At 71.3% G+C, this 23,932-nt stretch carries 22 protein-coding genes, 1 tRNA gene and 1 other RNA gene; 15 read left to right on the top strand and 9 right to left on the bottom strand.

Features of this window, described 5'->3' with window-relative positions:
* Positions 1–165: 165 nt before the first annotated feature.
* Positions 166–250 (bottom strand) — tRNA-Ser (locus tag ACWENQ_RS06995).
* An 83-nt stretch (positions 251–333) separates the two neighbouring features.
* On the opposite strand from ACWENQ_RS06995, the gene ffs reads away from it, so the two are divergent.
* Together ffs and ACWENQ_RS06985 are read left to right on the top strand one after the other, a co-directional pair.
* An RNA gene (ffs, locus tag ACWENQ_RS06990) (signal recognition particle sRNA small type) lies at positions 334–429 on the top strand.
* A 31-nt stretch (positions 430–460) separates the two neighbouring features.
* Entirely contained in the window at positions 461–3,460 is a 3,000-nt protein-coding gene (locus ACWENQ_RS06985; RefSeq protein WP_452413135.1) for a DNA polymerase III subunit gamma and tau, read from the top strand.
* A 569-nt stretch (positions 3,461–4,029) separates the two neighbouring features.
* Here ACWENQ_RS06985 and ACWENQ_RS06980 read toward each other — a convergent pair.
* Positions 4,030–5,409, bottom strand: a complete 1,380-nt coding sequence (locus ACWENQ_RS06980; RefSeq protein WP_452413134.1) for a GAF domain-containing protein — start codon at positions 5,407–5,409, stop codon at positions 4,030–4,032.
* A gap of 333 nt (positions 5,410–5,742) precedes the next feature.
* On the opposite strand from ACWENQ_RS06980, the gene ACWENQ_RS06975 reads away from it, so the two are divergent.
* From ACWENQ_RS06975 to ACWENQ_RS06955, 5 genes are all read left to right on the top strand, one after another.
* Positions 5,743–6,093, top strand: a complete 351-nt coding sequence (locus ACWENQ_RS06975; RefSeq protein ID WP_354919065.1) for a YbaB/EbfC family nucleoid-associated protein — start codon at positions 5,743–5,745, stop codon at positions 6,091–6,093.
* 3 nt (positions 6,094–6,096) lie between these two features.
* A complete protein-coding gene (recR, locus tag ACWENQ_RS06970) occupies positions 6,097–6,696 on the top strand; it encodes a recombination mediator RecR (protein ID WP_358132984.1) in 600 nt (199 codons plus the stop codon).
* Positions 6,689–7,219 carry a DUF5063 domain-containing protein gene (locus ACWENQ_RS06965; RefSeq protein ID WP_449915905.1) on the top strand — a complete coding sequence of 177 codons (531 nt, stop codon included), beginning with the start codon at positions 6,689–6,691 and terminating at the stop codon, positions 7,217–7,219. Before recR ends, ACWENQ_RS06965 begins: the two co-directional genes overlap by 8 nt.
* Positions 7,220–7,303: 84 nt before the next feature.
* Positions 7,304–8,578 carry an aspartate kinase gene (locus ACWENQ_RS06960; protein WP_354921164.1) on the top strand — a complete coding sequence of 425 codons (1,275 nt, stop codon included), beginning with the start codon at positions 7,304–7,306 and terminating at the stop codon, positions 8,576–8,578.
* The gene (locus ACWENQ_RS06955) at positions 8,575–9,636 is read left to right on the top strand and encodes an aspartate-semialdehyde dehydrogenase (protein WP_452413133.1); all 1,062 of its coding nucleotides are present in this window, start codon (positions 8,575–8,577) and stop codon (positions 9,634–9,636) included. The genes ACWENQ_RS06960 and ACWENQ_RS06955 overlap by 4 nt, the downstream gene beginning before the upstream one ends.
* A 573-nt stretch (positions 9,637–10,209) precedes the next feature.
* Here ACWENQ_RS06955 and ACWENQ_RS06950 read toward each other — a convergent pair.
* Positions 10,210–10,842: a hypothetical protein gene (locus tag ACWENQ_RS06950; RefSeq protein WP_452413132.1), complete on the bottom strand. Its 633-nt coding sequence runs from the start codon at positions 10,840–10,842 to the stop codon at positions 10,210–10,212.
* Between the two features lie 173 nt (positions 10,843–11,015).
* Here ACWENQ_RS06950 and ACWENQ_RS06945 point away from each other — a divergent pair, with 173 nt between their 5' ends.
* The 5 genes from ACWENQ_RS06945 (at position 11,016) to ACWENQ_RS06925 (ending at position 16,602) form a co-directional block, all read left to right on the top strand.
* Positions 11,016–11,684 (top strand): TetR/AcrR family transcriptional regulator, encoded by a 669-nt coding sequence (locus ACWENQ_RS06945; RefSeq protein ID WP_354921155.1) that lies wholly within the window; start codon positions 11,016–11,018, stop codon positions 11,682–11,684.
* A 103-nt stretch (positions 11,685–11,787) separates the two neighbouring features.
* Complete coding sequence (locus ACWENQ_RS06940) at positions 11,788–12,765, top strand: LLM class F420-dependent oxidoreductase (protein ID WP_452413131.1); 978 nt, start codon at positions 11,788–11,790, stop codon at positions 12,763–12,765.
* A 220-nt stretch (positions 12,766–12,985) separates the two neighbouring features.
* The gene (locus ACWENQ_RS06935) at positions 12,986–14,407 is read left to right on the top strand and encodes an amidase (RefSeq protein ID WP_452413130.1); all 1,422 of its coding nucleotides are present in this window, start codon (positions 12,986–12,988) and stop codon (positions 14,405–14,407) included.
* A 128-nt stretch (positions 14,408–14,535) separates the two neighbouring features.
* Complete coding sequence (locus ACWENQ_RS06930) at positions 14,536–14,880, top strand: YkvA family protein (RefSeq protein ID WP_449915894.1); 345 nt, start codon at positions 14,536–14,538, stop codon at positions 14,878–14,880.
* 222 nt (positions 14,881–15,102) lie between these two features.
* Entirely contained in the window at positions 15,103–16,602 is a 1,500-nt protein-coding gene (locus ACWENQ_RS06925) for a multicopper oxidase family protein (RefSeq protein WP_452413129.1), read from the top strand.
* A 181-nt stretch (positions 16,603–16,783) separates the two neighbouring features.
* Here ACWENQ_RS06925 and ACWENQ_RS06920 read toward each other — a convergent pair whose 3' ends face one another.
* Positions 16,784–16,915 (bottom strand): hypothetical protein, encoded by a 132-nt coding sequence (locus tag ACWENQ_RS06920; RefSeq protein WP_452413128.1) that lies wholly within the window; start codon positions 16,913–16,915, stop codon positions 16,784–16,786.
* A gap of 36 nt (positions 16,916–16,951) precedes the next feature.
* Entirely contained in the window at positions 16,952–17,449 is a 498-nt protein-coding gene (locus ACWENQ_RS06915) for a winged helix-turn-helix transcriptional regulator (protein ID WP_452413127.1), read from the bottom strand.
* Between the two features lie 103 nt (positions 17,450–17,552).
* Between ACWENQ_RS06915 and ACWENQ_RS06910 the strand changes: the two genes are divergently transcribed.
* Both ACWENQ_RS06910 and ACWENQ_RS06905 read left to right on the top strand, forming a co-directional pair.
* Entirely contained in the window at positions 17,553–18,074 is a 522-nt protein-coding gene (locus tag ACWENQ_RS06910; protein ID WP_452413126.1) for a pyridoxamine 5'-phosphate oxidase family protein, read from the top strand.
* Positions 18,075–18,314: 240 nt separating this feature from the next.
* Entirely contained in the window at positions 18,315–19,556 is a 1,242-nt protein-coding gene (locus ACWENQ_RS06905) for a N,N-dimethylformamidase beta subunit family domain-containing protein (RefSeq protein WP_452413125.1), read from the top strand.
* Positions 19,557–19,611: 55 nt separating this feature from the next.
* Here the strand turns inward: ACWENQ_RS06905 and ACWENQ_RS06900 are convergent, their stop codons facing one another.
* The 3 genes from ACWENQ_RS06900 to ACWENQ_RS06890 all read right to left on the bottom strand — a co-directional run bounded on the left by ACWENQ_RS06900 (position 19,612) and on the right by ACWENQ_RS06890 (position 22,730).
* Positions 19,612–20,808: an amidohydrolase family protein gene (locus ACWENQ_RS06900; protein ID WP_354921128.1), complete on the bottom strand. Its 1,197-nt coding sequence runs from the start codon at positions 20,806–20,808 to the stop codon at positions 19,612–19,614.
* Between the two features lie 67 nt (positions 20,809–20,875).
* Entirely contained in the window at positions 20,876–21,682 is an 807-nt protein-coding gene (locus ACWENQ_RS06895) for a tyrosine-protein phosphatase (protein WP_449915876.1), read from the bottom strand.
* A 211-nt stretch (positions 21,683–21,893) separates the two neighbouring features.
* Positions 21,894–22,730, bottom strand: a complete 837-nt coding sequence (locus ACWENQ_RS06890) for an SURF1 family cytochrome oxidase biogenesis protein (RefSeq protein WP_354921125.1) — start codon at positions 22,728–22,730, stop codon at positions 21,894–21,896.
* Positions 22,731–22,810: 80 nt separating this feature from the next.
* On the opposite strand from ACWENQ_RS06890, the gene ACWENQ_RS06885 reads away from it, so the two are divergent.
* On the top strand, positions 22,811–23,482 hold the full coding sequence (locus ACWENQ_RS06885; RefSeq protein ID WP_452413124.1) for a VC0807 family protein: 672 nt from the start codon (positions 22,811–22,813) through the stop codon (positions 23,480–23,482).
* On the opposite strand, the gene ACWENQ_RS06880 is transcribed toward ACWENQ_RS06885, so the two are convergent.
* Positions 23,456–23,923, bottom strand: a complete 468-nt coding sequence (locus ACWENQ_RS06880) for a winged helix-turn-helix transcriptional regulator (protein ID WP_354921119.1) — start codon at positions 23,921–23,923, stop codon at positions 23,456–23,458. The two genes, ACWENQ_RS06885 and ACWENQ_RS06880, sit on opposite strands and share 27 nt — an antisense overlap.
* Positions 23,924–23,932: the final 9 nt, after the last annotated feature.

Below are 23,932 nucleotides of genomic sequence, written 5' to 3'. Positions count from 1 at the left end.
CCACTGATCATGGCATAGCCCCTTTGAGCTGGCGGAGGAGAACCGGGCGCGGAGGGGGACGAGCCCTCCGAAGAGGCCAACTGAGACTAAAACTGAGACTGGACACGACGAAGGGGCCGACTGGGTATGGTCGGCCCCTTCGCGTTTTACTGCCTCAACCAGGCGCGGAGGATGGGGGATTTGAACCCCCGATAGGTTGCCCTATACACGCTTTCCAAGCGTGCGCCCTCGGCCACTAGGCGAATCCTCCGTCGAGAAGCTTACCGGACTCTTCACGCTGAAGAGACCACCATTCAACGTGAGCGAGCACTGCCGTACGGGGCTAGACTGTCGGAGGACCCCTCGCGCGGCGTCATCCTGTGAACCTCCCCAGGGCCGGAAGGCAGCAAGGATAAGCGGGCTCTGGCGGGTGCGCGAGGGGTCTCTTCATTGGAAGCCCCCTCCCAGGCGGGATGGTCGCATGAGTCTTGCGCTTTACCGCAAGTACCGGCCCGGAACCTTCGCCGAGGTCAAGGGTCAGGAGCACGTCACCGACCCCTTGCGGCAGGCACTGCGCACCGGCCGGATCAACCACGCCTACCTGTTCAGCGGTCCTCGGGGCTGCGGCAAGACGTCCAGCGCCCGCATCCTGGCGCGCTCGCTCAACTGTGAGAAGGGTCCGACGCCCGACCCCTGCGGCGAGTGCGAGTCCTGTGTGGCGCTCGCGCCCACGGGTCCCGGCCACCTCGACGTCATCGAGATCGACGCGGCGTCCCACGGTGGCGTCGACGACGCGCGTGACCTGCGCGAGCGGGCGTTCTTCGCCCCCGTCTCCGCGCGCTACAAGATCTACATCATCGACGAGGCGCACATGGTGACCCGCGAGGGTTTCAACGCGCTGCTCAAGCTCGTCGAGGAGCCTCCGCCGCACCTGAAGTTCATTTTCGCGACGACGGAGCCGGAAAAGGTCATCGGCACCATCAAGTCGCGTACCCACCACTACCCGTTCAGGCTGATGCCGCCGGCCACGCTCAAGGCGCTGATGGAGGAGATCCTCACCTCCGAGAGCGTGCCGTTCGAGCCGGCCGCCCTGCCGCTGGTCGTGCGCGCGGGCGCGGGGTCGGCGCGTGACTCGCTGTCCATCCTCGACCAGTTGCTCGCGGGCGCGGAGGACGACGGCATCACCTACGCCAAGGCTGTGTCCCTGCTCGGCTACACCGACGGCGACCTGCTGGACGAGGTGGTCGGCGCCTTCGCCAAGCGTGAGGGGGCGGCGGTCTTCCAGACGGTCAACAGGGTGATCGAGGGCGGCCACGATCCCCGGCGGTTCGCCGCCGACCTGCTCGAGCGCTTCCGTGACCTGGTCATCCTCGCCAACGTTCCCGAGGCGGCCTCCAGCGGGCTGCTCGACCGTCCCGCCGACGAGCTCGAACGCCTGGTGGCCCAGGCGGCCTCCATGGGCCCCGCCGAGCTGACCCGCGCGGCGGAGGTCTTCAACGCGGGACTCACCGAGATGCGCGGCGCCACCTCGCCGCGGCTGCTGCTGGAGCTGATGTGCGCGCGGGTGCTGCTGCCCGCCGCCGCCCAGGGGGAGGCGGCCCTGCTGGCCCGCCTCGAACGCCTGGAGCGCGGCGGGGTCGTCGCCCAGATGGCCGCCCGCTCGTCTTCCGGTACGGCAGGCGGCCCCGCGGCCGCGGTTCCCGGCCCTTCCTCCCGCGCTTCCGCCGGTGACTCTTACGCCGGTGGCGGCCCCGCTGGAGGCGGCGCGGCTGCCGGTGATCTCGCGACGAACGGCCCGGCTTCGAGCGGCGCCAGGCCGGGCGGCGCAATCATGGACGGTGTCGCCGCGGCCGGTGCCGCTTCCGCTGGTGCCGCTCCGGGCGGTCCTGCTTCCGGTGGTGCCGCGTCGGGCGGCCTCGCATCGGATGGTGGTGCGTCGGGTGGCGGTGCTTCCGGTGGGGTCACCGGGGGCGACGTCGACTGGCCCGAGCCCGTGCGGCCAGGAGCACCCGCGCAGCAATCCGAGCCCGTCCACCACGCTCCCACTCCTGCCTCCGCCCCTGCCGCGACGGGCAGCGGCGTCGGCCCGCTCCAGCAGCAGTGGCCCGCCGTTCTGGCCGCGCTGAAGAAGCGCAGCATCGTCGTCTGGGCGAACGTCAACACCAACGCCCAGGTCGTCGGCGTCGAGGGAAACCTGGTCACGCTCGGGTTCAGCCAGGTCGGCGCGATGAAGAACTTCACCGGCGGCGGCAAGGACGCCGTCGTGGCCGGGGCGCTCGGCGACGTGCTGGGCGGCACGTGGCGGGTCGAGGCCGTCGTGGGCGGCGCGCCCGTTCCCCAGGGCGGCCGCAACGCCCAAGCCGCCCCCCGCGTGCCGGGCGGTCCTGGCGCTCCGGGCGGTCCCGCCTCGGGCGGTGCTGTTTCGGCCGGTTCTGCGGCGGGTGGTTGGGACGCCTCGGGTGGATCCATGGGCTCCACGCAGCCGGACGGCTCGCCGGCCCAGAGCGGCCAGGGCGGCGGTCCCGGCGGCTTCGGAGGTGCCGGCGGGCCCGGCAACGCTGGTGGGCCGGGCGGCGCCGCTAGCGCGGGCGGTCCCGGCAGCCCCGGTGGTCCGGGCGGAGCCGGCAATGCTGGTGTTCCCGGCGGACCTGGCGGCGTCGGTGCTTCCGGCGGGGTCGGGCCGGGCGGGGCTGGTCCCGGTGGCCTCGGGCCCGGCGGTGCCGGGGTTTCCGGTGGTGCAGGTCCCGGTGGTGGCGATGGGTTCGGCGGTCCCGGCGCTGGTGCGGCGAACGGGCCTGGTACTGGTGGGGCCGGCGAAGCCGGCGCTGCCGGTTCCGGTGGATTCGGTGGACCAGGCGGTGCCGGTGGGCCTGCCGGTCCTGGTGGACAGGGCAGCCCTGGCGGCCCCGGCGGTTCCGGGGGTACTGCCGGTGGCGGGCCGGCGGGTGGCGGGCAGAGCGACGTCTCGGGCGGCCCGCAGAGCGGCGACCGGCCGGGCGGCGGCGCGGCTCAGGGCGACTGGTCAGGCGGCGCGGGCCAGGCGGCCGGGGCCGGATCCGACCAGGCGTCAGGGTCGGCGGCACAGACCGCAGGCGACACGAGCGGGGCCGGGGAGCGGCTCACGACCGACGAGTCGTGGCCCCAGGCGCCCGACGACCACGACTACGGCACGCCGCCCATGCCCAGCCCGGCCCAGGCGACCAGCCGTACACCCAGCCCTGGACTGGCCGCGGCGAGGTCGGCGGCGCAGGCGGCCGCGCAGGCAGGCCCGCGCCAGCCCACATCGCGGCAGGGCGGCGGAAAGGCCGGCGGGCAGGCGGGTGGCTGGCCCGACGCGATCCCGGGGCGGAACCGTGGCTCTGAGGTCGACGAGGTCGATCCCCTCAACGACGCCGACGCGGACGTCGACGAGCTCAGCGGCATGGCCCTCCTGCAGCGGGAGCTCGGCGCGCAGATGATCGGCGAGATTGACCACACCTGACCGGCTCGCGGGTGACCCGGGGAGCCCGACTTGCCTGGGGAGGTCGCGCCGGGCCCTGTCGGGGAGCCGGGGCGGATGTATTGGAGCTCGAGCCGCCCGCGGTGGTCGGCGGGGAGTGGAGTGACCCGGTGGTGGGGGACATCGGTATTCGGGCAGGCCGCCGGGCGAGGCGGCGTTGACGGCACGGGCCTCGCCGACAGGCGCTGGAGCGGTGAGACGCACGGACGGCTGGGGCTCGATCGTGTCGTGCCGATCGGCATGTTCCGGAATACCGGTCCTGCGATCCGCGCGGAGCCGTTGATCAGAAGGGCCGGCGCCCGTCAGGCAGGGGCCGGGCGTCCGTCGGTCGAGACGCGGTGATCCGGAGAACGCGAGCGTGAAGGCGCCGTTCGCGGGCAAGGTGAGCGACCGCCGATGTCGGGGGGAACGCTTCAGGCGGGCGCGGGCAAGGTGAGCGGCTGCCGGCGTCGTGGGGGACGCTTCTGGAGGACGCGGGTCAGGGGGACGGGCGGGCGCGGGCAAGGTGAGCGACCGCCGGCGTCGTGGGGGGCGCTTCAGGAGGACCCGGGTCAGGGGGACAGGCGGGCGCGGGCGGCGGCCGCGCGGTGGTCGCTGGAGGGCAGGGTGGCGGCCACCCGTTCCAGCACCTGGGAGTCGTCGCGGCCGTTGGTCGTCTGCGCGTACGCCCACAGGTCGTCGGCGGTGCCGCCGGTGAGGAGGCTGGCGCGTACCTGCACCTCGAGCTCGTCGCGCGCGCACCGGATCTCGGGCGACTCGGAGCGGGGCAGCAGCGGCCCCGTGTAGGCGCGGGCCACGGCGGCGGGGTCGTTGCCGGCGAGCAGCCGCTTCAGTTCGAGGAAGTCGGCGGCCACGGGGACGAGCAGCCGGTACGGCTTGGCCGCGACCGCCCCGCCGAGCTGGGCGCGCAGGCGGTAGATCTCGGCGCGGATGGTCGCGGGGTTGCCGTCGTCGCCGTAGAGATGATAGGAGAGCTGCTCCGAGGTGAGGCCCCGCGGGTAGAGGGCCAGCAGGGTGAGGATCTCGGCGTGTCGCAGGGAGACGGTCATCGTGTGGTCGCCGTACCGGACCGTGGGTTGTCCTTCGCCGAGGAAGGTGAGCCGCAGCGGCAGCGCCTCCGGCCGTTCGCCAGGGAACAGCAGGTACCCGTCGAAGAACGGTTCGAGGATCCCGTCGGGGCAGACCGTGGTGCCGGGTTCGGGGAGCCGGATGCGGGAGCCGAGCAGGCCGCCCGGGTCGCCGGACAGGACCCGCCCGGTGGCGGTGACCAGGACGCCGGAGCGCCGCATGAGGGAGTCGTAGCGTCGGCGCAGGCGCTCGTCGCGTTCGTGCATCATGAGCGCCAGCTGCGCCTCGGCGAGCTTGGCCGTGGTGTCGACCAGCGCGACGGTGGCGGGGTGGAGGCTGCGGGTGGTGCCGCTCACGTCGACGCAGCCGAGGACGCCGCCGCTGTCGGGGTCGAGGATCGGCGCCGAACTGCACGACCAGCAGTGGAGCACGCGCAGCAGGTGCTCCGCCGAGTAGACGTGGACGGGTCTGCGGGTGGCGAGGGCGGTGCCGATGCCGTTGGTGCCGACGGACATCTCCGACCAGTGGTGCCCGTCGGCCAGTCCGACCAGGTCGGCGCGGCGCATGGTGCCGGAGTCGCCGTCGCGCCACAGGATGCGACCCTCGGCATCCGTCACGATCATGATGTGCGCGGACTCGTCGGCCATCCGCTTCAGCGTGTGCGCGAGCATGGGCAGGACGGGCTGAAGGGGATGCGCCTGGCGGACGTCCTTGATGAGAGAGCCGTCGTAGACCAGCGGCGCCGCCTGGCTCTCGGGGTCGACGCCGGCCTCCATCGAGCGCTGCCAGGAGGCGTTGATCAGCTGGCGCGGCGCACCGACCCCTGTCTCCAGGATCCGGCGTAGCCGCCGACCGTAACTCATTGGCCACTCCAGGTAGTCATGCTGTACGGCGAAGCATCCGTGTTATCACCTCTCTCGCGCAAGCCGTTCGGGGGATTGCTCAGGGTGATTGATCGCTCGCAACGTGTGTGCAACGTTGCGGGCGCTAGCTTCCTCCCATCACGCCGGCGTGGCGCGGCCGCTCCTGTCGGCGTGATGGCCGGGTCCCGGACGCTGGAGGGGGGCTGGGACCCGGCCATGACGCCGCGATCGTCGACAAAGTCGAAACGCATGTGCCCACCAGTACATGTCGGCGCTCAGACACCGTAGGCTCGTGACAGTTATGAACGCGGAGCCGACGAGGAGCGCACGAAGGTGAACCCAGGGGATGTCAACCTGCAGCAGCTGCTGGAGCAGGCTCAGCTCATGCAGCAGCAGCTCGTGAGCGCCCAGCAGGAGCTCAACGATGCGCAGATCGAGGGCTCGGCCGGGGGCGGTCTGGTCACGGCTGTCGTCAACGGATCTGGCGAGCTGCTCGAGCTGAAGATCAATCCGAGCGTCATCGACGCCGACGACCCGCAGGACACCGCCGACACGATCGCCGACCTGGTCATCGCGGCCGTTCGCGACGCCGTACGCGCGGCGTCCGACCTGCAGCAGGAGAAGCTGGGCCCGCTGGCCCAGGGGCTCGGCGGCGGTGGTCTCGGCCAGCTTCCAGGGTTCTAGGCCATGTACGAGGGGGTCGTCCAGAACCTGATCGACGAGCTGGGGATGCTCCCGGGCGTCGGTCCCAAGAGCGCGCAACGGATCGCCTTCCACCTGCTGGCGGCCGATCCCGTGGACGTCAAGCGGCTGGCCCACGCGTTGCTCGAGGTCAAGGAGAAGGTCCGGTTCTGCCGCGTGTGCGGCAACGTCGCCTCGGAGGAGGAGTGCCGGATCTGCCGCGACGCGCGGCGCGACCCCCATGTGATCTGCGTGGTGGAGGAGTCGAAGGACGTCGTCGCGATCGAGAAGACGCGCGAGTTCCGCGGCACCTACCACGTGCTCGGCGGGGCGATCAGCCCAATCGACGGCATCGGCCCCGACGACCTGCGCATCCGTGAGCTGATGACCCGCCTGGCCGACGGCCGGGTGACCGAGCTCATCCTCGCCACCGACCCCAACCTCGAGGGGGAGGCGACGGCGACCTATCTCGCCCGGCTGGTGAAGCCGATGGGCGTGAAAGTGACACGACTGGCCAGCGGCCTGCCTGTGGGCGGTGATCTCGAGTACGCCGACGAGGTCACCTTGGGCCGCGCGTTCGAAGGACGGAGGCTGCTGGATGTCTGATCAGTGGAGCGCTCTCGCCGACGAGATCGCAGGGCACGCGCAGAACTATCTGGACGGCCTGAGCAGGGTGGCGGGCGGCGAGGGCGGCGACGCCATCTGGTCGTTGCTGCTCGTCGAGGTGGCGCAGGTGAGTCTGGCCGGCGCCCAGCTCGGCGCCAGCCAGGACATCATCCTGTCCGGCAACTGGGAGCCGCCGCTGAGCGAGGACCCCGACGTCGACGGGGTCCGTACGGCGCTGGCCGAGCGGATGGAGGCGGTCGACGACTACGTCGAGGTGTTCGACCCCTACAAGGACACCGCCGTCACGCCGTACCGGCTGTCCGACGACCTGACGGCGGTGGCCGCCGATCTCATCCACGGCCTGCGCCACTACCACGCGGGGCGGCCGCTGGAGGCGCTGTGGTGGTGGCAGTACTCCTACTTCAACACGTGGGGCAACCACGCGGGCGCGGCCATGCGGGCACTCCAGGCGCTCGCGGCCCATACGCGCCTCGATGTGGCTGAGGAGGCCCTCTCCAGCTGAATGTCCACATAGTGGGCTTTCCACCCGGGTGCATGAGAAGCCGCCAGTAGACTGGCAGCTCACAGTCCAGACTGGGAGACTCTCGTGGCGCTCGTTGTGCAAAAGTACGGTGGTTCATCCGTCGCCGACGCGTCCTGCATCAAGCGGGTCGCGCAGCGGATCGTCGCGACGAAAAAAGCCGGCAACGAGGTCGTGGTCATCGTCTCCGCGATGGGTGACACGACGGACGAACTGCTCGATCTGGCCGAGCAGGTGTCGCCGCTGCCTCCTGGCCGCGAGCTCGACATGCTGCTGACCGCGGGCGAGCGCATCTCGATGGCCCTGCTGGCGATGGCGATCGCCAACCTGGGCCATGAAGCGCGCTCGTTCACCGGCTCCCAGGCGGGCGTGATCACCGACTCCACGCACGGCAAGGCGCGCATCATCGACGTGACGCCGAGCCGTATCCGCGAGGCGCTCGACGAAGGCCAGATCGCGATCGTGGCCGGGTTCCAGGGCGTCTCTCAGGACACCAAGGACATCACGACGCTGGGCCGTGGCGGTTCCGACACCACGGCCGTGGCGCTGGCGGCGGCCCTCGAGGCCGACGTCTGCGAGATCTACACCGACGTCGACGGCGTCTACACCGCCGACCCGCGCATCGTGCCGCAGGCGCGGCAGATCCCCAGGATCTCCTACGAGGAGATGCTGGAGATGGCCGCCTGTGGGGCGAAAATCCTGCACCTGCGCTGTGTCGAGTACGCTCGCAGGTTCAACCTGCCGATCCACGTGCGCAGCTCATTCAGCACCAAGGAAGGCACGTGGGTCGTGGCCGACCCTTACACCGAAGGAACCGAGATGGAGCAGCCGATCATCTCCGGCGTCGCACACGACCGGAGCGAGGCCAAGATCACCGTTGTCGGGGTTCCCGACAAGGTCGGAGAGGCTGCCGCCATCTTCAAAACGCTGTCCGAGGCCGAGATCAACATCGACATGATCGTGCAGAACGTCTCGGCTGCCGCGACCGGCCGTACGGACATCTCCTTCACGCTTCCCGCGGCGGACAGCCAGACGGCGCTGTCGGCGCTCAAGCGGATCCAGGCCCAGGTCGGATTCGAGTCGCTGCAGTTCGACGACCAGATCGGCAAGGTGTCGCTGATCGGGGCGGGCATGCGCTCGCACCCCGGCGTCACCGCGACCTTCTTCGCCGCCATCGCGGACGCGGGGGTCAACATCGAGATGATCTCCACCTCGGAGATCCGCATCTCGGTGATCGTGGGGCAGGACGGCGTCGACGCGGCCGTGGCCGCGGCGCACCGCGCCTTCGACCTCGACTCGGACCAGGTGGAGGCCGTGGTGTACGGAGGGACAGGACGATGAGCAAGCGACCCACTCTGGCCCTGATCGGGGCGACCGGTGCCGTGGGCACCGTGATGCGCGAGCTGGTCTCGACCCGTGAGGACATCTGGGGCGAGATCCGTCTCGTCGCCTCCGCCCGCAGCGCAGGCAAGGTCCTCCAGGTCCGCGGCGAGGACGTCGTCGTCCAGGCGCTCGCGCCCGAGGTGTTCGACGGCGTCGACATCGCCATCTTCGACGTCCCCGACGAGGTGTCGGCCACGTGGGTGCCGATCGCCGCGGAGCGGGGCGCCATCGCGATCGACAAGTCCGGCACGTTCCGCATGGAGCCGGACGTCCCGCTGGTCGTCCCCGAGGTGAACCCGCTGGCCGCCCGCGCCAGGCCGCGCAACATCATCTCGACGCCCAACTGCACCACGCTGTCGATGATGGCGGCGATCGGCGCGCTGCACGCCGAGTACACGCTGAAGGAGCTCGTCGTCGCCTCCTACCAGGCGGTGTCCGGCGCCGGCGTGGCGGGTCCCGCGCGGCTGTACGACGAGGTCGAGGCGCTGGCGGGCGACCGTTCGATCGGCCAGACGGCCGGTGACGTGCGCAAGGCGCTGGCCAACAAGCTCGAGGCCGACTCGCCGTTCCCCGCGCCGATCGCGTTCAACGTGGTGCCGTGGGCGGGCTCGTACAAGGACGGCGGCTGGGCCTCCGAGGAGCTGAAGCTGCGCAACGAGTCGCGCAAGATCCTCGGCATCCCCGACCTGAAGGTCTCCGCCACCTGCGTGCGGGTGCCGGTCGTGACCACCCACTCGCTGGCCGTCCACGCCCGGTTCGAGCGGGAGATCACCGTCGCCGACGCGCACCGCATCCTGGAGGCGGCGCCGACCGTGGTCCTCATGGACGACCCGGCCAACGGCGTGTGGCCGACCCCGGTCGACGTGGTGGGCACCGACCCGACCTACATCGGCCGGATCCGCCAGGCGATCGACTTCCCGAACACGCTCGACATGTTCGTGTGCGGCGACAACCTGCGCAAGGGCGCGGCCCTCAACGCGGCGGAGATCGCCGAGCTGGTGGCCACGGAGTTCTGACCCGCAATCTCCCGAGAAACCCCCGGCCCGCCGGGGGTTTCTCCGTTTCCACAGGTCTCCTTCCTGTACGGCCAGCAGTGCCCCGTTTCCCGCCGAGCGGGGCCGCGTAGCGCGCCGGTGGTCTCCTTCCTGTACGGCAAGCCATTCCACGCGCCTCCGTGGTCACCGGCTGACGCCCGTCGAAGGGACGCTCCTCGTGCGGCGCCCCTTGCCCGCCGCCACGGACCACCCTGACGGACGACCCCTGATAGACGACTGGACGGACTTATGGGCCGCCCGGTCGTGGGCCGTCCCCTGCGCGCCGTCCCACGTTGTTCGACGGGTGCCGTTGCGGCGGGGGCCGGAGTCCTGCTGGGCGGCGCGCCCGCGACGGACGGGACCACGCGCCCACGGAGGCGCCAGACCGGCTTGCCGTACAGGAGGGGCGCCGGACCGGCGGTGTTACTCATGAGTGGCGCCGGACCGGCGGTGTTACTCATGAGGGGCGCCGGGCCGGCGGTAGTGCTCAGGAGGAGGGGGCCCGGCCGGCGGTGTTGCGCATGACGGGCGCCGGGCCTGGTAGGAGGGGAGCGGTCACGGGAACAGGATGTCCCAGTGGTCGGACTCGCCGGCGAAGACGGTGCCCGTCTCCGAGCGGTACAGCGTGGCGCCGTCGGAGCGCACGCCCGCGCTGGGATATGTCTCGGTGATGTACCGGTCGATGCACTTGTTGTGGCTGATGTCGAGCTTGTAGCCGGCCCCGTGGCTGTACCGGCCGGGTGCGTGCCCCGCCTCGGTGCCGCCGGTGACCATGATCTTGCACCCGCTGGCCCGCTTCAGGTCGATCGCCCCGGCGACCGTGGCGGACCTGACGGACTGCAGCGACGTGCACGTGCGGTTGTTCTTGTCGGTGCAGTTCCCGCTGGACTTCCAGCGCAGACCCGCCGACGTGAGACGGTCCATGGCGAAGGTGTGAGAGACGCGCATCGTCCCGCGCGGCATGGCCCGCGACAGGTCGACCTTCGGCTGTTCCGCGGCGCCCGTGTACCAGCGGGCGATCCGGATCACGCCTTCCAGCGCGTATGTTCTGATGATCGGCGGGCGCGCCTCGACGACGTCCTCTTCGACGGTCGAGCCGGGCCGGACCGGAGCTGCCGAGGCGGCAGCCGACAGCACGATGATGCAGGTCTGTATGGCGATGAGCGCGGCGACACAGAGCCGCACCAACCAACGTATCCACATGTGATGGCCTTTTTTCGCGGAGATGCCCTTCCGCCCGAAGGGTTCAATCCCACGATTCGGCGCCCGTGATCCCTCCCGTGCGCCGATCTTTACCCTGTGGCGGTGATCACCGTGCGGCTCCATGACCTCACGGGGCCGACTAACGTAAAGTGACGAGCGTGTCCGAACCCCGAACCCGAGGATCGGAGAGCACCCGAGAGCTCATCGTCGAGACGGCCTTGCGCCTGTTCAGGGAACGCGGCTTCGATGCGACCACGATGCGGGCCATCGCGGCGGAGGCGGGGGTCTCCGTGGGTAACGCCTACTACTACTTCGCCTCCAAGGACGAGCTGGTGCAGGCGTACTACGACCGTGCCCAGATCGCGCACGAGGAGGCCTGCCGCGAGCTGCTGGCCTCCGAGGCGTCGTTCGCGGCCAGGCTGACGGGCGTGCTGCGGGAGTGGGTGCGGGTGTCGGAGCCGTACCACGAGTTCGCGGTGAAGTTCTTCAAGCACGCGGCCGAGCCCACCAACCCGCTCAGTCCCTTCAGCGCCCAGTCGACGCCGGCCCGCGAGGCGTCCATCGCCATCTACCGGCAGGTGGTCGAGGGCGCGCGCGACCGGATGGACGCCGAGCTGCGCGAGGAGCTGCCCGAGCTGCTGTGGCTGATGTCGATGGGGATCGTCCTCTACTGGGTGCACGACACCTCGCCCGGCTGCGCGCGCACCTACCGGCTGATCGAGGTGAGCGTGCCGCTCGTCGACCGGCTGGTCGGTCTGTCGAACCTGCCCGGCCTGCGCGGCATCACCAAGGACTTCATCGCGGCGGTGCACGAGCTCAGGGCGTGACCCCGTGTCGTCGCGGCCGTCGCGCAGCGATGCGCCGCCAGTGGCATACCGTCTGGTTGGTATGGTCCTGTGTACCGACCGGACCCCCGCGGGAAGGCTTGCGATGACCCGGAACCTGGGCATGACGATCCCCTTCTTCGACCGCTCCCTCGCCGCCGCCAAGGCGCTGATCGCCGAGCTGCCGGAGCTCGGCTACACCGACATCTGGTCGGCCGAGGTCGCCGGCGCCGACGCGTTCGTGCCGCTCGCGATGGCCGCCGAGTGGGCGCCCGGGGTACGGCTGGGCACCGCGATCGTGCCGGTGTTCACGCGGGGGCCGGGGCTGCTGGCGCAGTCCGCGGCGACGCTGGCCGACCTCGCGCCTGGCCGGTTCGTGCTCGGCATCGGCTCCTCCTCGCCGGCGATCGTGGAGCGGTGGAACGCGGTCGAGTTCGGCAAGCCGTACGCCAGGACGCGCGACACCTTGCGCTTCCTCAGGAAGGCGCTGGCGGGGGAGAAGGTGTCGGAACGGTACGAGACCTTCGAGGTGCAGGGCTTCAGGCTGGAGCGGGCGCCGGAGGTGGCGCCGAGGATCGTGCTGGCGGCGCTGCGTCCCCGGATGCTCCACCTGGCCGCCGCCGAGGCGGACGGCGCGATCACCAACTGGCTGTCCCCCGAGGACGTACGGCGGGTGCGGGCCGAGGTGGGCGGCTCGACCGAGCTGATCGCGCGGATCTTCGTCTGCGTGAGCGAGGACGCCGACAGGGTGCGCGAGACGGGCCGCCGGATGCTGGCCGCCTACCTGACGGTTCCCGCCTACGCGGCCTTCCACGACTGGCTGGGACGGGGCGACGTGCTGCGGCCCATGCACGAGGCGTGGGCGGCGGGGGACCGCCAGGCGGCGCTCAAGGCGATCCCCGACGAGGTGGTGGACGCGCTGATCGTCCACGGCGACGCGGCGACGTGCCGGGCGCGGGTGGGGGAGTACGTCGCCAACGGGCTCGACACGCCGATCCTGGCACCCCTCCCAGGGGACCTGCCGATCCCCGAGGCGGTCCACGCCCTGGCGGGGCGACCCGCCCGTTCGCGCGGCACGTCCTGAGCGGCGGCGACTCGCCGGTCCCTGAGCGGGCGGGCGGCGCCGGGCGTGGTGGCCGTCGATCCGTGCTTGCTTGGGCCGGCGGTGCCTGGTCCGGCGATCCTGTGGCGCCAAAGGGCGTCCTGGGTCCGGTGAACGGCTTCTGGCGGTTCGCGGGGTTCCGTGCGGGCGCCGGGCGGGGGAGGGTGGGGGCGGCGACGTTCGCGGCGGGAAGGAGACATGGGTGGACGAGGTCCTGAGGCTGGACGCGGTCGGGCAGGCGCGGGCCGTGCGGGAGGGGCGGGTGAGCCCCAGGGAACTGGTCGAGGCCGCCATAGCGACGATCAGGGCGCACGACGGCGAGCTGAACACCATCGTCCACCCGCGCTTCGAGCGGGCGCTGGCCGAGCTGGACGACCTGCCCGAGGACGCCCCGTTCCGCGGGGTGCCGATCCTGGTGAAGGACCTCGGCTGGGCGCAGGCGGGCGAGCCGTACAACGCGGGGTCGAGCACGCTCGACGGCGTCGAGGTGGACGCCGACGCGCACGCCGTGACTCGCCTGCGGCAGGCGGGCTTCGTGATCCTCGGGCGGACGAGCACGCCCGAGTTCGGCACCACGATCACGACCGAGCCCGTGGCGTACGGGCCCACGCGCAACCCCTACGATCTCGCCTACTCGGCCGGCGGCTCGAGCGGAGGGTCGGCGGCGGCGGTCGCGGCGGGCATGGTCGCGGTGGCGACGGCGAGCGACGGCGGCGGGTCGATCAGGATTCCGGCCAGCCTCTGCGGGCTCGTCGGGCTCAAGCCGACGCGGGGCCGCGCCAGTCACGGACCGGGCGAGGGCGAGGGGTGGAGCGGCATGTCCGCGCTCGGGCTGGTCAGCCGTACCGTCAGGGACACCGCCGCGGTGCTCGACCTGATCACCGGCTACGTGCCCGGCGACCCCTACACCGCGCCCGCGCTGCCGGGCCCGCTCGCGCACGAGGTGGACGTGGAGCCGGGCCGGTTGCGGATCGGGTTCGCCCGCGAGCATCCCCGGCCGGACGTGCCCGGCGAGCCGGAGCTGGCCGCGGCCGTGACGGGCGCGGCGACGCTGCTCGAGAAGCTCGGGCACGAGGTGGAGGAGAGCTGGCCGGCCGCGCTCGGCGACGCCGACTTCCCCTCCTACTTCGGCGGGATCGTGGCCGGCAACGTGGCCGCCGAACTGGAGAGCATCGGCAGGTGGCGGGGCAGGCCGGTGGAGCTGTCGGAGCTGGAGCCGCGCAACCGGACCATGGCCGAGGCCGGGCGCGGGCGCAGCGCGGTCGACCACATCCTCGCGATGCGCTGGGTGGACCGCTACCGCCGCCGGATGGCCGCCTGGTGGGACGGCCACGACGTGCTGCTGGTGCCCACGCTCGGCATCCCGCCGTACCCGCTGGGGTGGTTCCCTCCCGACGACCTGAGCACCTCGTTCGGCCGGACGGGGCCCGCCGTCGCCTTCACCTCGCCGTTCAACGCCACGGGGCAGCCGGCGATCTCGCTGCCGCTGCACCGGACCGCGGCGGGGCTGCCGGTCGGCGTGCAGTTGGTCGCCGCGGCCGGCCGGGAGGATCTCCTCGTACGGCTGGCCGCCCAGGTCGAGCGGGCCCACCCGTTCGTGCACGCGGCGCTGCGGCACTCGTGAGAAACGTGGCTGTTCAGGCTGCCGCGCCGGCGGATGAGCGCTTTCTCGGCAGTCCGGCGGCCACGATTCTGATGCGTAGGAACCCAAGCGCCGGGTATTGCGTTATATCGCGAAGAGGAGGTGCTCGTATGGTCAAGGCATCGAGGGCCGCGGCGGCCTGGAAGACGTACCGCGAGGTGAGCAAGCCCGGCACGCCCGGCGTGCTGACCAGGGTCAGGGCCATCCCCCGCCTGATCGGCGGCGTGATGCGCGGCGACTACGAGGGCATGGGCAAGGGCAAGCTGGCCATGATGGCGCTCGGCCTGGTCTACATCATCTCGCCGATCGACGTGATCCCCGACTTCCTGGTGCTCCTCGGCGTCGCCGACGACTTCGGCGTGTTCCTGTGGCTGATGGCCTCGATGCTGGGGGAGAGCGGGCGGTACGTCGAATGGGAGCGCAAGCGCCTCGCCGGTCGGGCCGAGCGACCCTAGCCCCGTCCCGGCGGCCGATCCCTTTTCATGCGCTGGTGTCCACCGCGCCGCCGCTGCCGGGGCGGCGCGAATCCTGAGACGTAAGCGCAGGCCGCACCGGCCTACCGGGCAGGGGTGGAGGCCGGGGCGTGTAGGGGCCTGATCGCATCGTGAACATCTCATGGCCGGGTCATGGCGGGTGGTTCTCCGGCATGACGCCAGGTCTGCCGCAGAGTGGAGGCCATGGTTTCGCGTAGATCAGTGCTCATATGCGGGCTTGCCGGGGGGCCCGCGATCGCCACCGCCGGCGCGATGGGCGGCATGTGGGCCACCGCCGGCCGCCGTACGGAGGAGCAGGCGGCCTTCGTCAACAAGCTGGCCATACCGCCGCTCGCCCGCTCGCATCACGACAGGCAGGGCCGGCGCGTCTTCGACCTGCGGGCCGCCCCCGGCACCATGCAGTTCAGGCCGGGGGCGCCTACCGCGACGTGGGGGCTCAACGGACCCTTCCTCGGGCCGACGCTGCGTGCCAGGCGCGACGAGACGGTGGTCGTCAACGTGCGCAACGACCTGCCCGAGGCCACCACCATGCACTGGCACGGCATGCACGTGCCCCCCATGATGGACGGCGGCCCCCACCAGCTCATCCCGCCGGGGACCACCTGGTCGCCGACCTGGACGATCAGGCAGCCGGCCGCCACCCTCTGGTACCACCCGCACCCGCACGGCAGGACCGCCCGCCACGTCCACCACGGGCTCGCCGGGATGTTCATCATCGACGAGACCGAAGCGCTGGCCCTGCCGCGCCGCTACGGCGAGGACGACATCCCCGTCATCATCCAGGACAAGCGGCTCAACGCCGACAACCAGCTCAACGAGGAGATCCCCACGGTCGGCGGGATGGGCGTCCTCGGCGACCTCATCACCGTCAACGGCACCGTCTCCCCCTACGTCGACGTGCGGTTCAAGCGGATACGGCTGCGCATCCTCAACGCCTCCAACTCCCGCTTCTACAACATCGGGATGGCCGACGACCGTTCGTTCGCGCTCGTGGCGACCGACGGCGGCCTGCTGAGCGCCCCGCTCGACACGAACCGGGTGCAGCTGTCGCCGGGCGAGCGCGCCGAGATCGTCGTGTGCCTGCGGCCCGGCGAACGCCTGCCGGTCGTCAGCTACCGGTCCGACCTCGGCATCCACATCGGCGACCAGCGTTTCGCCGGTGGCTCCGACGTCCTCGAGATCCTCGAGCTGCGCGCCGCCACGGACCTCAACCCCTCGCCGCCGCTGCCCACCACGCTCGGCGAGCGGCCCGAACTCGACGCGTCCTCGCCCGCCGCCGTCCGCACGTTCGAGCTGGCCAACTTCGCGATCAACGGCCGGCTCATGGACCCCGGGCGGATCGACATCGGGGTGGCCAAGGACACCGTCGAGGTGTGGGAGGTCGCGAACCTCGACGAGATGCCGCACAACTTCCACGTGCACGACGTCCAGTTCCTGATCCTGTCGGTCGACGGCGGGCCGCCACGACCCGAGCTGAGCGGCTGGAAGGACACCTTCTACGTGAAGCCGCGGACGAGGGCCCGGATCGCGATGCGCTTCCGGGACTACACCGATCCCCGAAGCCCGTACATGTACCACTGTCACATCCTCTGGCACGAGGACCAGGGGATGATGGGGCAGTTCGTCGTACTCGGCCCGGGCGAGAAGCCCGGCACCCTGCCGCAGGCCCACGCCCACGGCTGACGCCCGGACCTCACGGGAGGACCCCGCTCTCCTCGGCGGGAGCGGGCGGTGCTGCCCGAACGCCGCCGGCGTCCGCTCTTCTGGACGGGAGCGGGCGGTCCTGCCCGAGCGCCGCCGGCGTCCGCTCTTCTGGACGGGTCCTGCCCGAGCGTCGCCGGCGTCCGCGGCGGGTGGCGAGCCGCTAGCAGAAGGCGCTGCCGAAAGTCGCGTGCAGGTGGGCGTTGCGGACGGGCGTGGTGGCGGCGCCCGTGACGTACACGGTGGCCGCGCGCGGTCGCGCCCGCTGACCACGCTCACGCCCGGCAGGTCGCATGGCGACGACTCTCTCGCGGCCGGCGTCCCTACACAGTCACGCGTCCACCCCTGACGCGGTAGGGCCGGCCCCACCGTCGGCGGTCGGCGTTCCGGGGCCGGGGAGCACGTCGATGTCGCCCGCGTGCATCGGCTGGTCGCAGACCGCGCAGTGCAGCTCGACATGGCTGATCTCGCCGCACGCCTGGTGCCGGTAGAGCACCGGCGGTCCGGCTTCGCCCGCCGTCCACCGGTCGCCCCAGCGCACCATCACCAGCAGCAGGTCGCACAGCTCCAGCCCCTTGGGCGTGAGGACGTACTCGTGGCGCGGCGGCCGGGCCGAGTACTCCCGCCGCTCCAGCACGCCGTTCCCGACCAGCCATTTGAGCCGCTCGGCCAGCACCTTCCGGGAGATGCCGAGGTTGTCCTGGATCTGGTCGAAGCGGGTGATGCCGACGTAGACGTTCCGCAGGATCAGCGGCGACCACGGCTCGCCGATCACGTCCAGTGTGCGGGCGATCGAGCAGGCCATGTCGCCGAACGAGGTGCGCTGCATGGGGCCAGTCTAGAGGGAATAGTTCCCTCAGGGAACTCTCTCTGTTACCGTCCTGCCTATGGGTTCCCTGAGGGAACGCATCGATCGAGGGAAGAGGCCTGTGATGTCCGAGACAACGCCCACCGCCGAGCTCCTGTTCAGCCCCGCTGACGCCACGCCGATCAGCACCGACGAGTCGACGGTGAAGCCATGGAGCCAGGCCAGGCAGTGCCTGGAGACGGCCCCGAAAGCCTGGCTGTCGACGGTACGGCCCGACGGCCGGCCGCACGCCATGCCGGTCCTGCTGGCCTGGCTGGACGGCTCGGTCTGGATCTCCACCCGGCCGGCCTCCCGCAAGGGCAGGAACCTGGCCGGCAACCCGCACTGCGTCATCACGGTGGCGGACCCGACCCTCGACCTGGTCGTCGAAGGCACCGCCCGACGGGCCACCGACGAGGCCACCATGCGCCGCGTGGCCGCCGCGCTCAAAGCCAAGTACGACTGGGACTTCATCGTGCGGGACGGCTCGGCCTACGAGGACGACCTGCCGGGATCGCCGGAGTACGGCTTCTTCGAGATCACCCCGACGCGCGCGTTCGGCTACGGACCGGACGGGCTGACCGCCACCCGCTGGCGCTTCCCCTGAGCATGCCCCTGGGCCTGACGACGAAGCCGAGATCGGGCGCACCACGAAGATGCCCGAACATGTCCAGCGTTCGACCTGTTTGCCGAGCCGCTGGGCTGCCAGGCGAGTGCCGAGCCGCCAAGATGGACGGCTGTGCGCAAGATCCTTCTCGTCCTCGTTCCGCTGCTGGCCGGCTGCAGTGGCGTGACCACGCCGGCAGCGGCCCCTCCCGCCCGGCCTCAGCCCCGGCCGAAGCCCACGGTGGAAGTCCGGCATGACTCCCGCTGGCGGATCACCAGGCGCGGCGCCGAGCACGAGATCGAGGGCTACGCCGACCGGGTGAGCGTGCTGGCGGGCGAAAGGTTCCGGCTGCGGGTCTCCACCACCGCGCCGAGCTTCGTCGCCAGGGCCTACCGGATGGGCGCGAAGCCGTACCGGGTCTGGCAGTCCGGCAGGACCGCAGGCGTACGGCAGGCACCCGCGACGACCGTGCGGGGCACCGTCACGGCCGCGAACTGGAAACCCTCGCTCACCGTCGACACCGGGGGCTGGCCCGAGGGTGCCTACCTGATCAGGCTGGACGCCTCCACCGGAGGGCAGCGTTATGTCCCGATGACCGTGCGCTCCGCCTCCACCGCTGGCCGCGTGGTGCTGGTGAACGCGGTCACCACCTGGCAGGCCTACAACCTGTGGGGCGGGCGCAGTCTGTACGAGGGGCCGGGCGGGTTCGCCGGGCGCTCACGGGCGGTCACCTTCGACCGGCCCTACGACACCACGGGCGCGCGGCTCTTCCTCGCCTTCGAGAAGGACGCGATCGAGGTGGCCGAGCGCAGCGGGGTGCCGCTGGCCTACCTCACCAGCCTCGACCTCAAGCCCGGCGTCCTGGACGGCGCCCGCGCCGTGGTGTCGCTCGGCCACGACGAATACTGGTCGCCCGCCATGCGCACGGCCGTCACCCAGGCCCGCGACCATGGCGTGAACCTCGCCTTCCTCGGGGCCAACGCCGTCTACTGGCGGATCGGGCTCCGCGGCAGGACCGTCGAGTGCGACAAGGAGCGCGAGTGCGCGCTCTGGCGGGACTCCGTGGCGGAGAGCGCCCTGGTCGGGCAGATGTACGACTGCTTCCCCGCTGACGCCGCCTACGTGGTGCGTCAGCCGCACCACTGGATCTACCAGGGCACCCGCGGCACGCGCTTCACCGGACTCGTGGGCCCGGAGACCGACAGGGTGTCGGTGAAGTCGCCGAAGAACGTCAAGGTGCTGGCCGAGTCGCCGGTCGACTGCGGTGGCCGGGCGACCACGGCCCACACCACCTACTACACCGCGCCCAGTGGGGCGGGGGTGTTCGCCTCCGGCACCATGCGCTGGGTCTGCGGGATGCGGGGAAGGCGGTGCGGGCACGGAGTGACCGACGCCGCCTCCGCCTTCACCCGCCGTGCCACGCTGAACATCCTGACCAGGTTCGCCGAGGGGCCCGCCGGGTCGCGTCACGCACGTAGTTGATCGGAGGACTCGCCGCCCGCCGCGCAGCCCTCATGTTCTCCACCGAGATGACGCCTCAGAGCTGTTCCATGCGGAGCCAGGCGCGTGAGGGCAGGGGGTGGCCGAAGAGGCGGGAGGCGTTGCCGTAGGCGACCCTGGCGATGTCGGCCGGGGGCAGGGTGCCGAGGTTGCGGGCGACCGCCTTCTGGGTGTCGGGCCAGGTGGAGTCGGAGTGCGGGTAGCCGCTCTCCAGCAGCACGTGGTCGAGGCCGACGGCCAGCCGTACCCCGGAGAGGGCGTGGTCGTCGAGCGTGCCGAAGAAGAAGTTGCGGCGCAGGACCTCGCTGGGCTTGAGCCCGCCCTCCCACAGCGCCTCGGTGCCGACGGGGTGGTCGAGGGCGTAGTCGGCGCGTTCGGCGAGCATCGGCAGCCAGCCGACGGCCCCCTCGACGATGAGGATGCGCAGCTTGGGGAAACGCAGCGCGATGCCCGACCACAGCCAGTCGGCGCAGGCGAACATGGCGCTGGCGGGCATCAGCGTGGTGATCGCCTCGATGGGCGTGTCCGGGGAGGGCACGGGCGACCAGGAGGAGGCGCCGGTGTGCAGGCACACGACGGTGCCGGTCTCCTCGCAGGCGGCGAAGAACGGGTCCCAGTGGCGGGTGTGGATCGACGGCAGCCGCAGCCGCGTCGGGAACTCGGGGAAGACGACGGCCTTGAAGCCGCGGGCGGCGTTGTCGCGGATCTCCTTGGCGGCCACCTCGGGGTCGGGCAGCCACGGCAGCTGCAGGCCGATGACGCGCTCGGGGTAGGTGCCGGCCCAGACGTCGATGTGCCAGTCGTTCCACGCCTTGACGAGGGCGAGGCCGAGCTCCTGGTCGCGGGTCCTGGCGAACGGCATGCCGGACTGTCCGGCGAGCATGCCGGGGAAGCACAGCGCGGCCCAGATGCCGGCGGTGTCCATGTCCTTGATGCGGGCCTCGATGTCGAAGCAGCCGGGACGCATGTCCTCGAACCTGACGGGGTCGAGGGTCCACTGCTCGCGCGGCAGGCCGGCGCCGACGTCGAGCCCCGCGCAGGGGTAGGTCGCTCCGCCGTACCGCCAGACCTGGTGACCAGCCTCGGTTTCCACCACCTTGGGCGCCAAGTCGGCATATTTCGCCGCGACGCGGCCCTCGAAGATGTCGGGAGGCTCGATCAGGTGATCATCGGCGGAGATGATCACGTAGTCGCGCCGCCTCGGCTCGGGGTCGGGAAGGAGCGGCGTAGTCACGCAGGCAACCGTACGACGTGCGTATCACGTCGAACAAGCTGAGCGGTCACCTGTTGGTATCGGGCCCTTACCCGGGATCACCGGGAAGGCCGGTGATCCCGGGCTCGGGCTCACCCGATGAGGGTGCCGTGGGTGAACCCTCCGCCGCACTACCCAGGAGTACGGCACGCAGTCGCCCGATCGTGGATCGATCGATGTCGAGCACGTCGGCGCAGTAGCCCTCGACGGAGCCGTGCCGCTCGTACAGGTCGCGGAGGAACAGCCGCATCGCCCCGGCGGGCGCCATGCCGAAGCCCTCCCACATCGGGACGTGGGCGTGCCTGGTCCGCCAGTCGGCGATGAAGCGTTCGGTGGCCAGGCCGGTCAACGCGTAGTCGGCGACGATGTCGTCGTCCCCGACGCCGATGAGCGACAGCACGAGCGCGGTGAGGACGCCGGTGCGGTCCTTGCCGGCCGCGCAGTGCACCACGACGGGGGTGTTGCCGGCCTCGGCGACGGTCTCGAGGGCGAGCCTGAGCCGGTCACCGCCGTCCTCGCTGATCTCCAGGTAGCGGTCGGCGAGAAACCTCGCGACGCCGCCGGCGGGATCGTAGGTGGTCATGTCCCACCGGCGGCCCTCGAGGGGCAGGTTGTGGTAGGCGAGGCCGTCGGATTCGGGGACGCGTCCCGAGCGCTCCACCTCGAAGGGGTGGCGCAGGTCGATCACCGTGCGGATGGCGAGCGCCTGGAACCTGTCGAGATCGTCACCCGTTAGCCAGCCGAGGGAGTCCGCGCGGTAGAAGCGCTTCCACCGCACGACCCGCCCGTCCCGGGCGACATATCCACCGATGTCGCGAAAATTGTGGAGCCGCAGGAAGTCCAGGTGCCGCGTCACCCCCCTCACCTTAGTCGGGAGATCTCGAAGATCCGGGGAGACATGGAGAGCCCCTCAGGCGTCAGGCCCGCGTGGCGAGTCGTCGGATCGGTCGCCAGGACGCTGCTCCTGGTGACACTGCTGTGGGGAGCGATCCTGGTGGCGCTCAGCACGGTCGCCGCCGAGGGCACGCCAGAGCAACTGCGGACCGCCCTGCACCGGCCCGGTGGGTTCACGCCTCGATGGTGTCGGTGCGTTCCTGGTGGCCTTCGCGGTCGCCGTCGTCACCGGCGTCGGCTTTTTCGGCGTCGCGTCGCTGTTCGGCTGACCTGTCCTTCGCCTCGCGCCTGATCATGAGCAGCCAGCCGCCGACGGCCACGCCGATGAACAGCCACCACTGCACGCCGTACGCGAAATTGAGACCCCCGCCGGCGCCCACGTCGGGCGGCGGGACGGGCTCGGGCGCGGGCGAGGTGCGCGGCTGCTGCTCGGTGAGCGACACGTACCCGCCCACCAGCCGGTACGGCAGGCCCTGCCCGACGGCGTCGCTGTTGATGAGCAGCACCTGCCCCGGGGGCAGCCCCCCGCGGTTCTTGATGCCGCTCGACTCCTCGGTCTCGCTGGTGCGTAGCCTTCCGGTGACAGTTACCTGACCCGAGGGGGCGGGCGGCACCTCGGGCAGCGCGTCGGCCGTCGCGCCCGCCTTGACCCAGCCCCGGTTGACCAGCACCGCCTGGCCGGGGCTCGTGACCAGCGGGGTGAGGACGTAGAAGCCGAGCTGGCTGTTCTGGGTACGCCTGCGGACCAGCAACGCGTGGCCGGGGTCGTAGGTGCCCTGGACGGTGACGGTCCGGTAGCGGTCGTCCTCGGCGACGGGCCGGCCGGGGGCGACGAGCTCGCCGATGGGCACGGGTCTGGCCTCGAGGTTCCTGGTGACGACGTCGCTGTTGGACGAGCGTTCCTCGTACCGCCCGAACTGCCATTGGCCCAGCAGCACGAAGGCGGGAATGACCAGCAGCACCACCACGTGGAGTGCCAGCCACCTGGGCGTCAGGAGGAACCGGTACACGTCCCTAGGGTAGGCACTGCCCGCACCGGTCCGGCACCGAACCCGGGACAACTCGCCTGGTCATGGTCTACCGTCGGCATTTGTCGCCTTTCCCCCTTCAGGAGCCGTATCTCTCCATGGTCCTGCTCGCCGCGTCCCCCGCCGTCTTCCCGAAGGTCGGCCAGCTCGTCCGCCATGCCGCGCCCAGGGTCCTGGAAAACATGATCATGCCGGTCGCCTCCTTCTACCTGGGCATGATCGTCAGTGGGCCGATCGGCGGGATGGCCGCCTCGGCGCTCTGGGTCTACGGTGGGCTCGCGCTGCGCCTGATATGGCGCGTTCCAGTGCCCGGGGTGGCTCTGCTGGCGGTCCTGACGCTCACCGTGCGGACCGTGGTGGGGATGCTGTCGGGCAGCGCCGTGCTCTTCTTCCTGCAGCCCACCCTGGGCATCTTCTGCGTGAGCGCCGCCTTCTTCATCAGCCTGCGCGGACGCAGGCCGCTGGCCGAGCGGATCGCGAGGGACCTGGTGCCGTTGCCCGACCACGTCGCCGCCCATCCGGGGATGCGCCGCTTCTTCGTCCGCCAGTCGCTCCTCTGGGGGTGCGCGCAGCTCGTCAACGGCTCCTTCACGCTGTGGATGCTCCTCCACGAGGCGCTGGAGACCTTCCTGGTGGTCCGCACCGCTGGGGTCGCCGTGCTGCTGGGCGGCACGGCGCTCTGGTCGATGCTCGACCTGCGCAGGACCCTAGGCGCTCTGCAGCTTCGCGCCTGAGCCCGGCACCGCCGTCACCTCGCGGGGGCCGGCGACCTCGTGGCCGTCGGCGCATCTGAAGTGCTGTTCGAGCAGGGCACCGCAACCCCGGTGGGTGAGCACCACGGGCGGCCCCTCCTCGTCGGCCAGGTACGTGTCGCCCCAGTGCATCAGGGCGACGAGGATCGGATAGAGGTCGCGCCCCTTCTGCGTGAGGCGGTACTCGTCGCGCTGGCGCTGGCCCGGCTCCCGGTAGGGCTCCTTGCGCAGCAGCCCCTCGTCGACCAGCCGGTTCAGCCGCGCGCTCAGCACCTGCCTCGGCGCGCCCGTGGTCGCCTGCATGTCGGCGAAGCGCCGCACGCCGCTGAACGCCTCGCGCAGCACCAGGAAGGTCCACTTCTCCCCGACGATGCCCAGGGTCCGCTCGATCGAGCAGTTGTCCACCCGGAAGCGCACGTTCATAGCTGAAGA

The organism is Nonomuraea sp. NPDC004354 (assembly GCF_053602555.1).
Note: the sequence above shows the minus strand (reverse complement) of the source record. Positions and strands in the feature narration are given on the sequence as shown.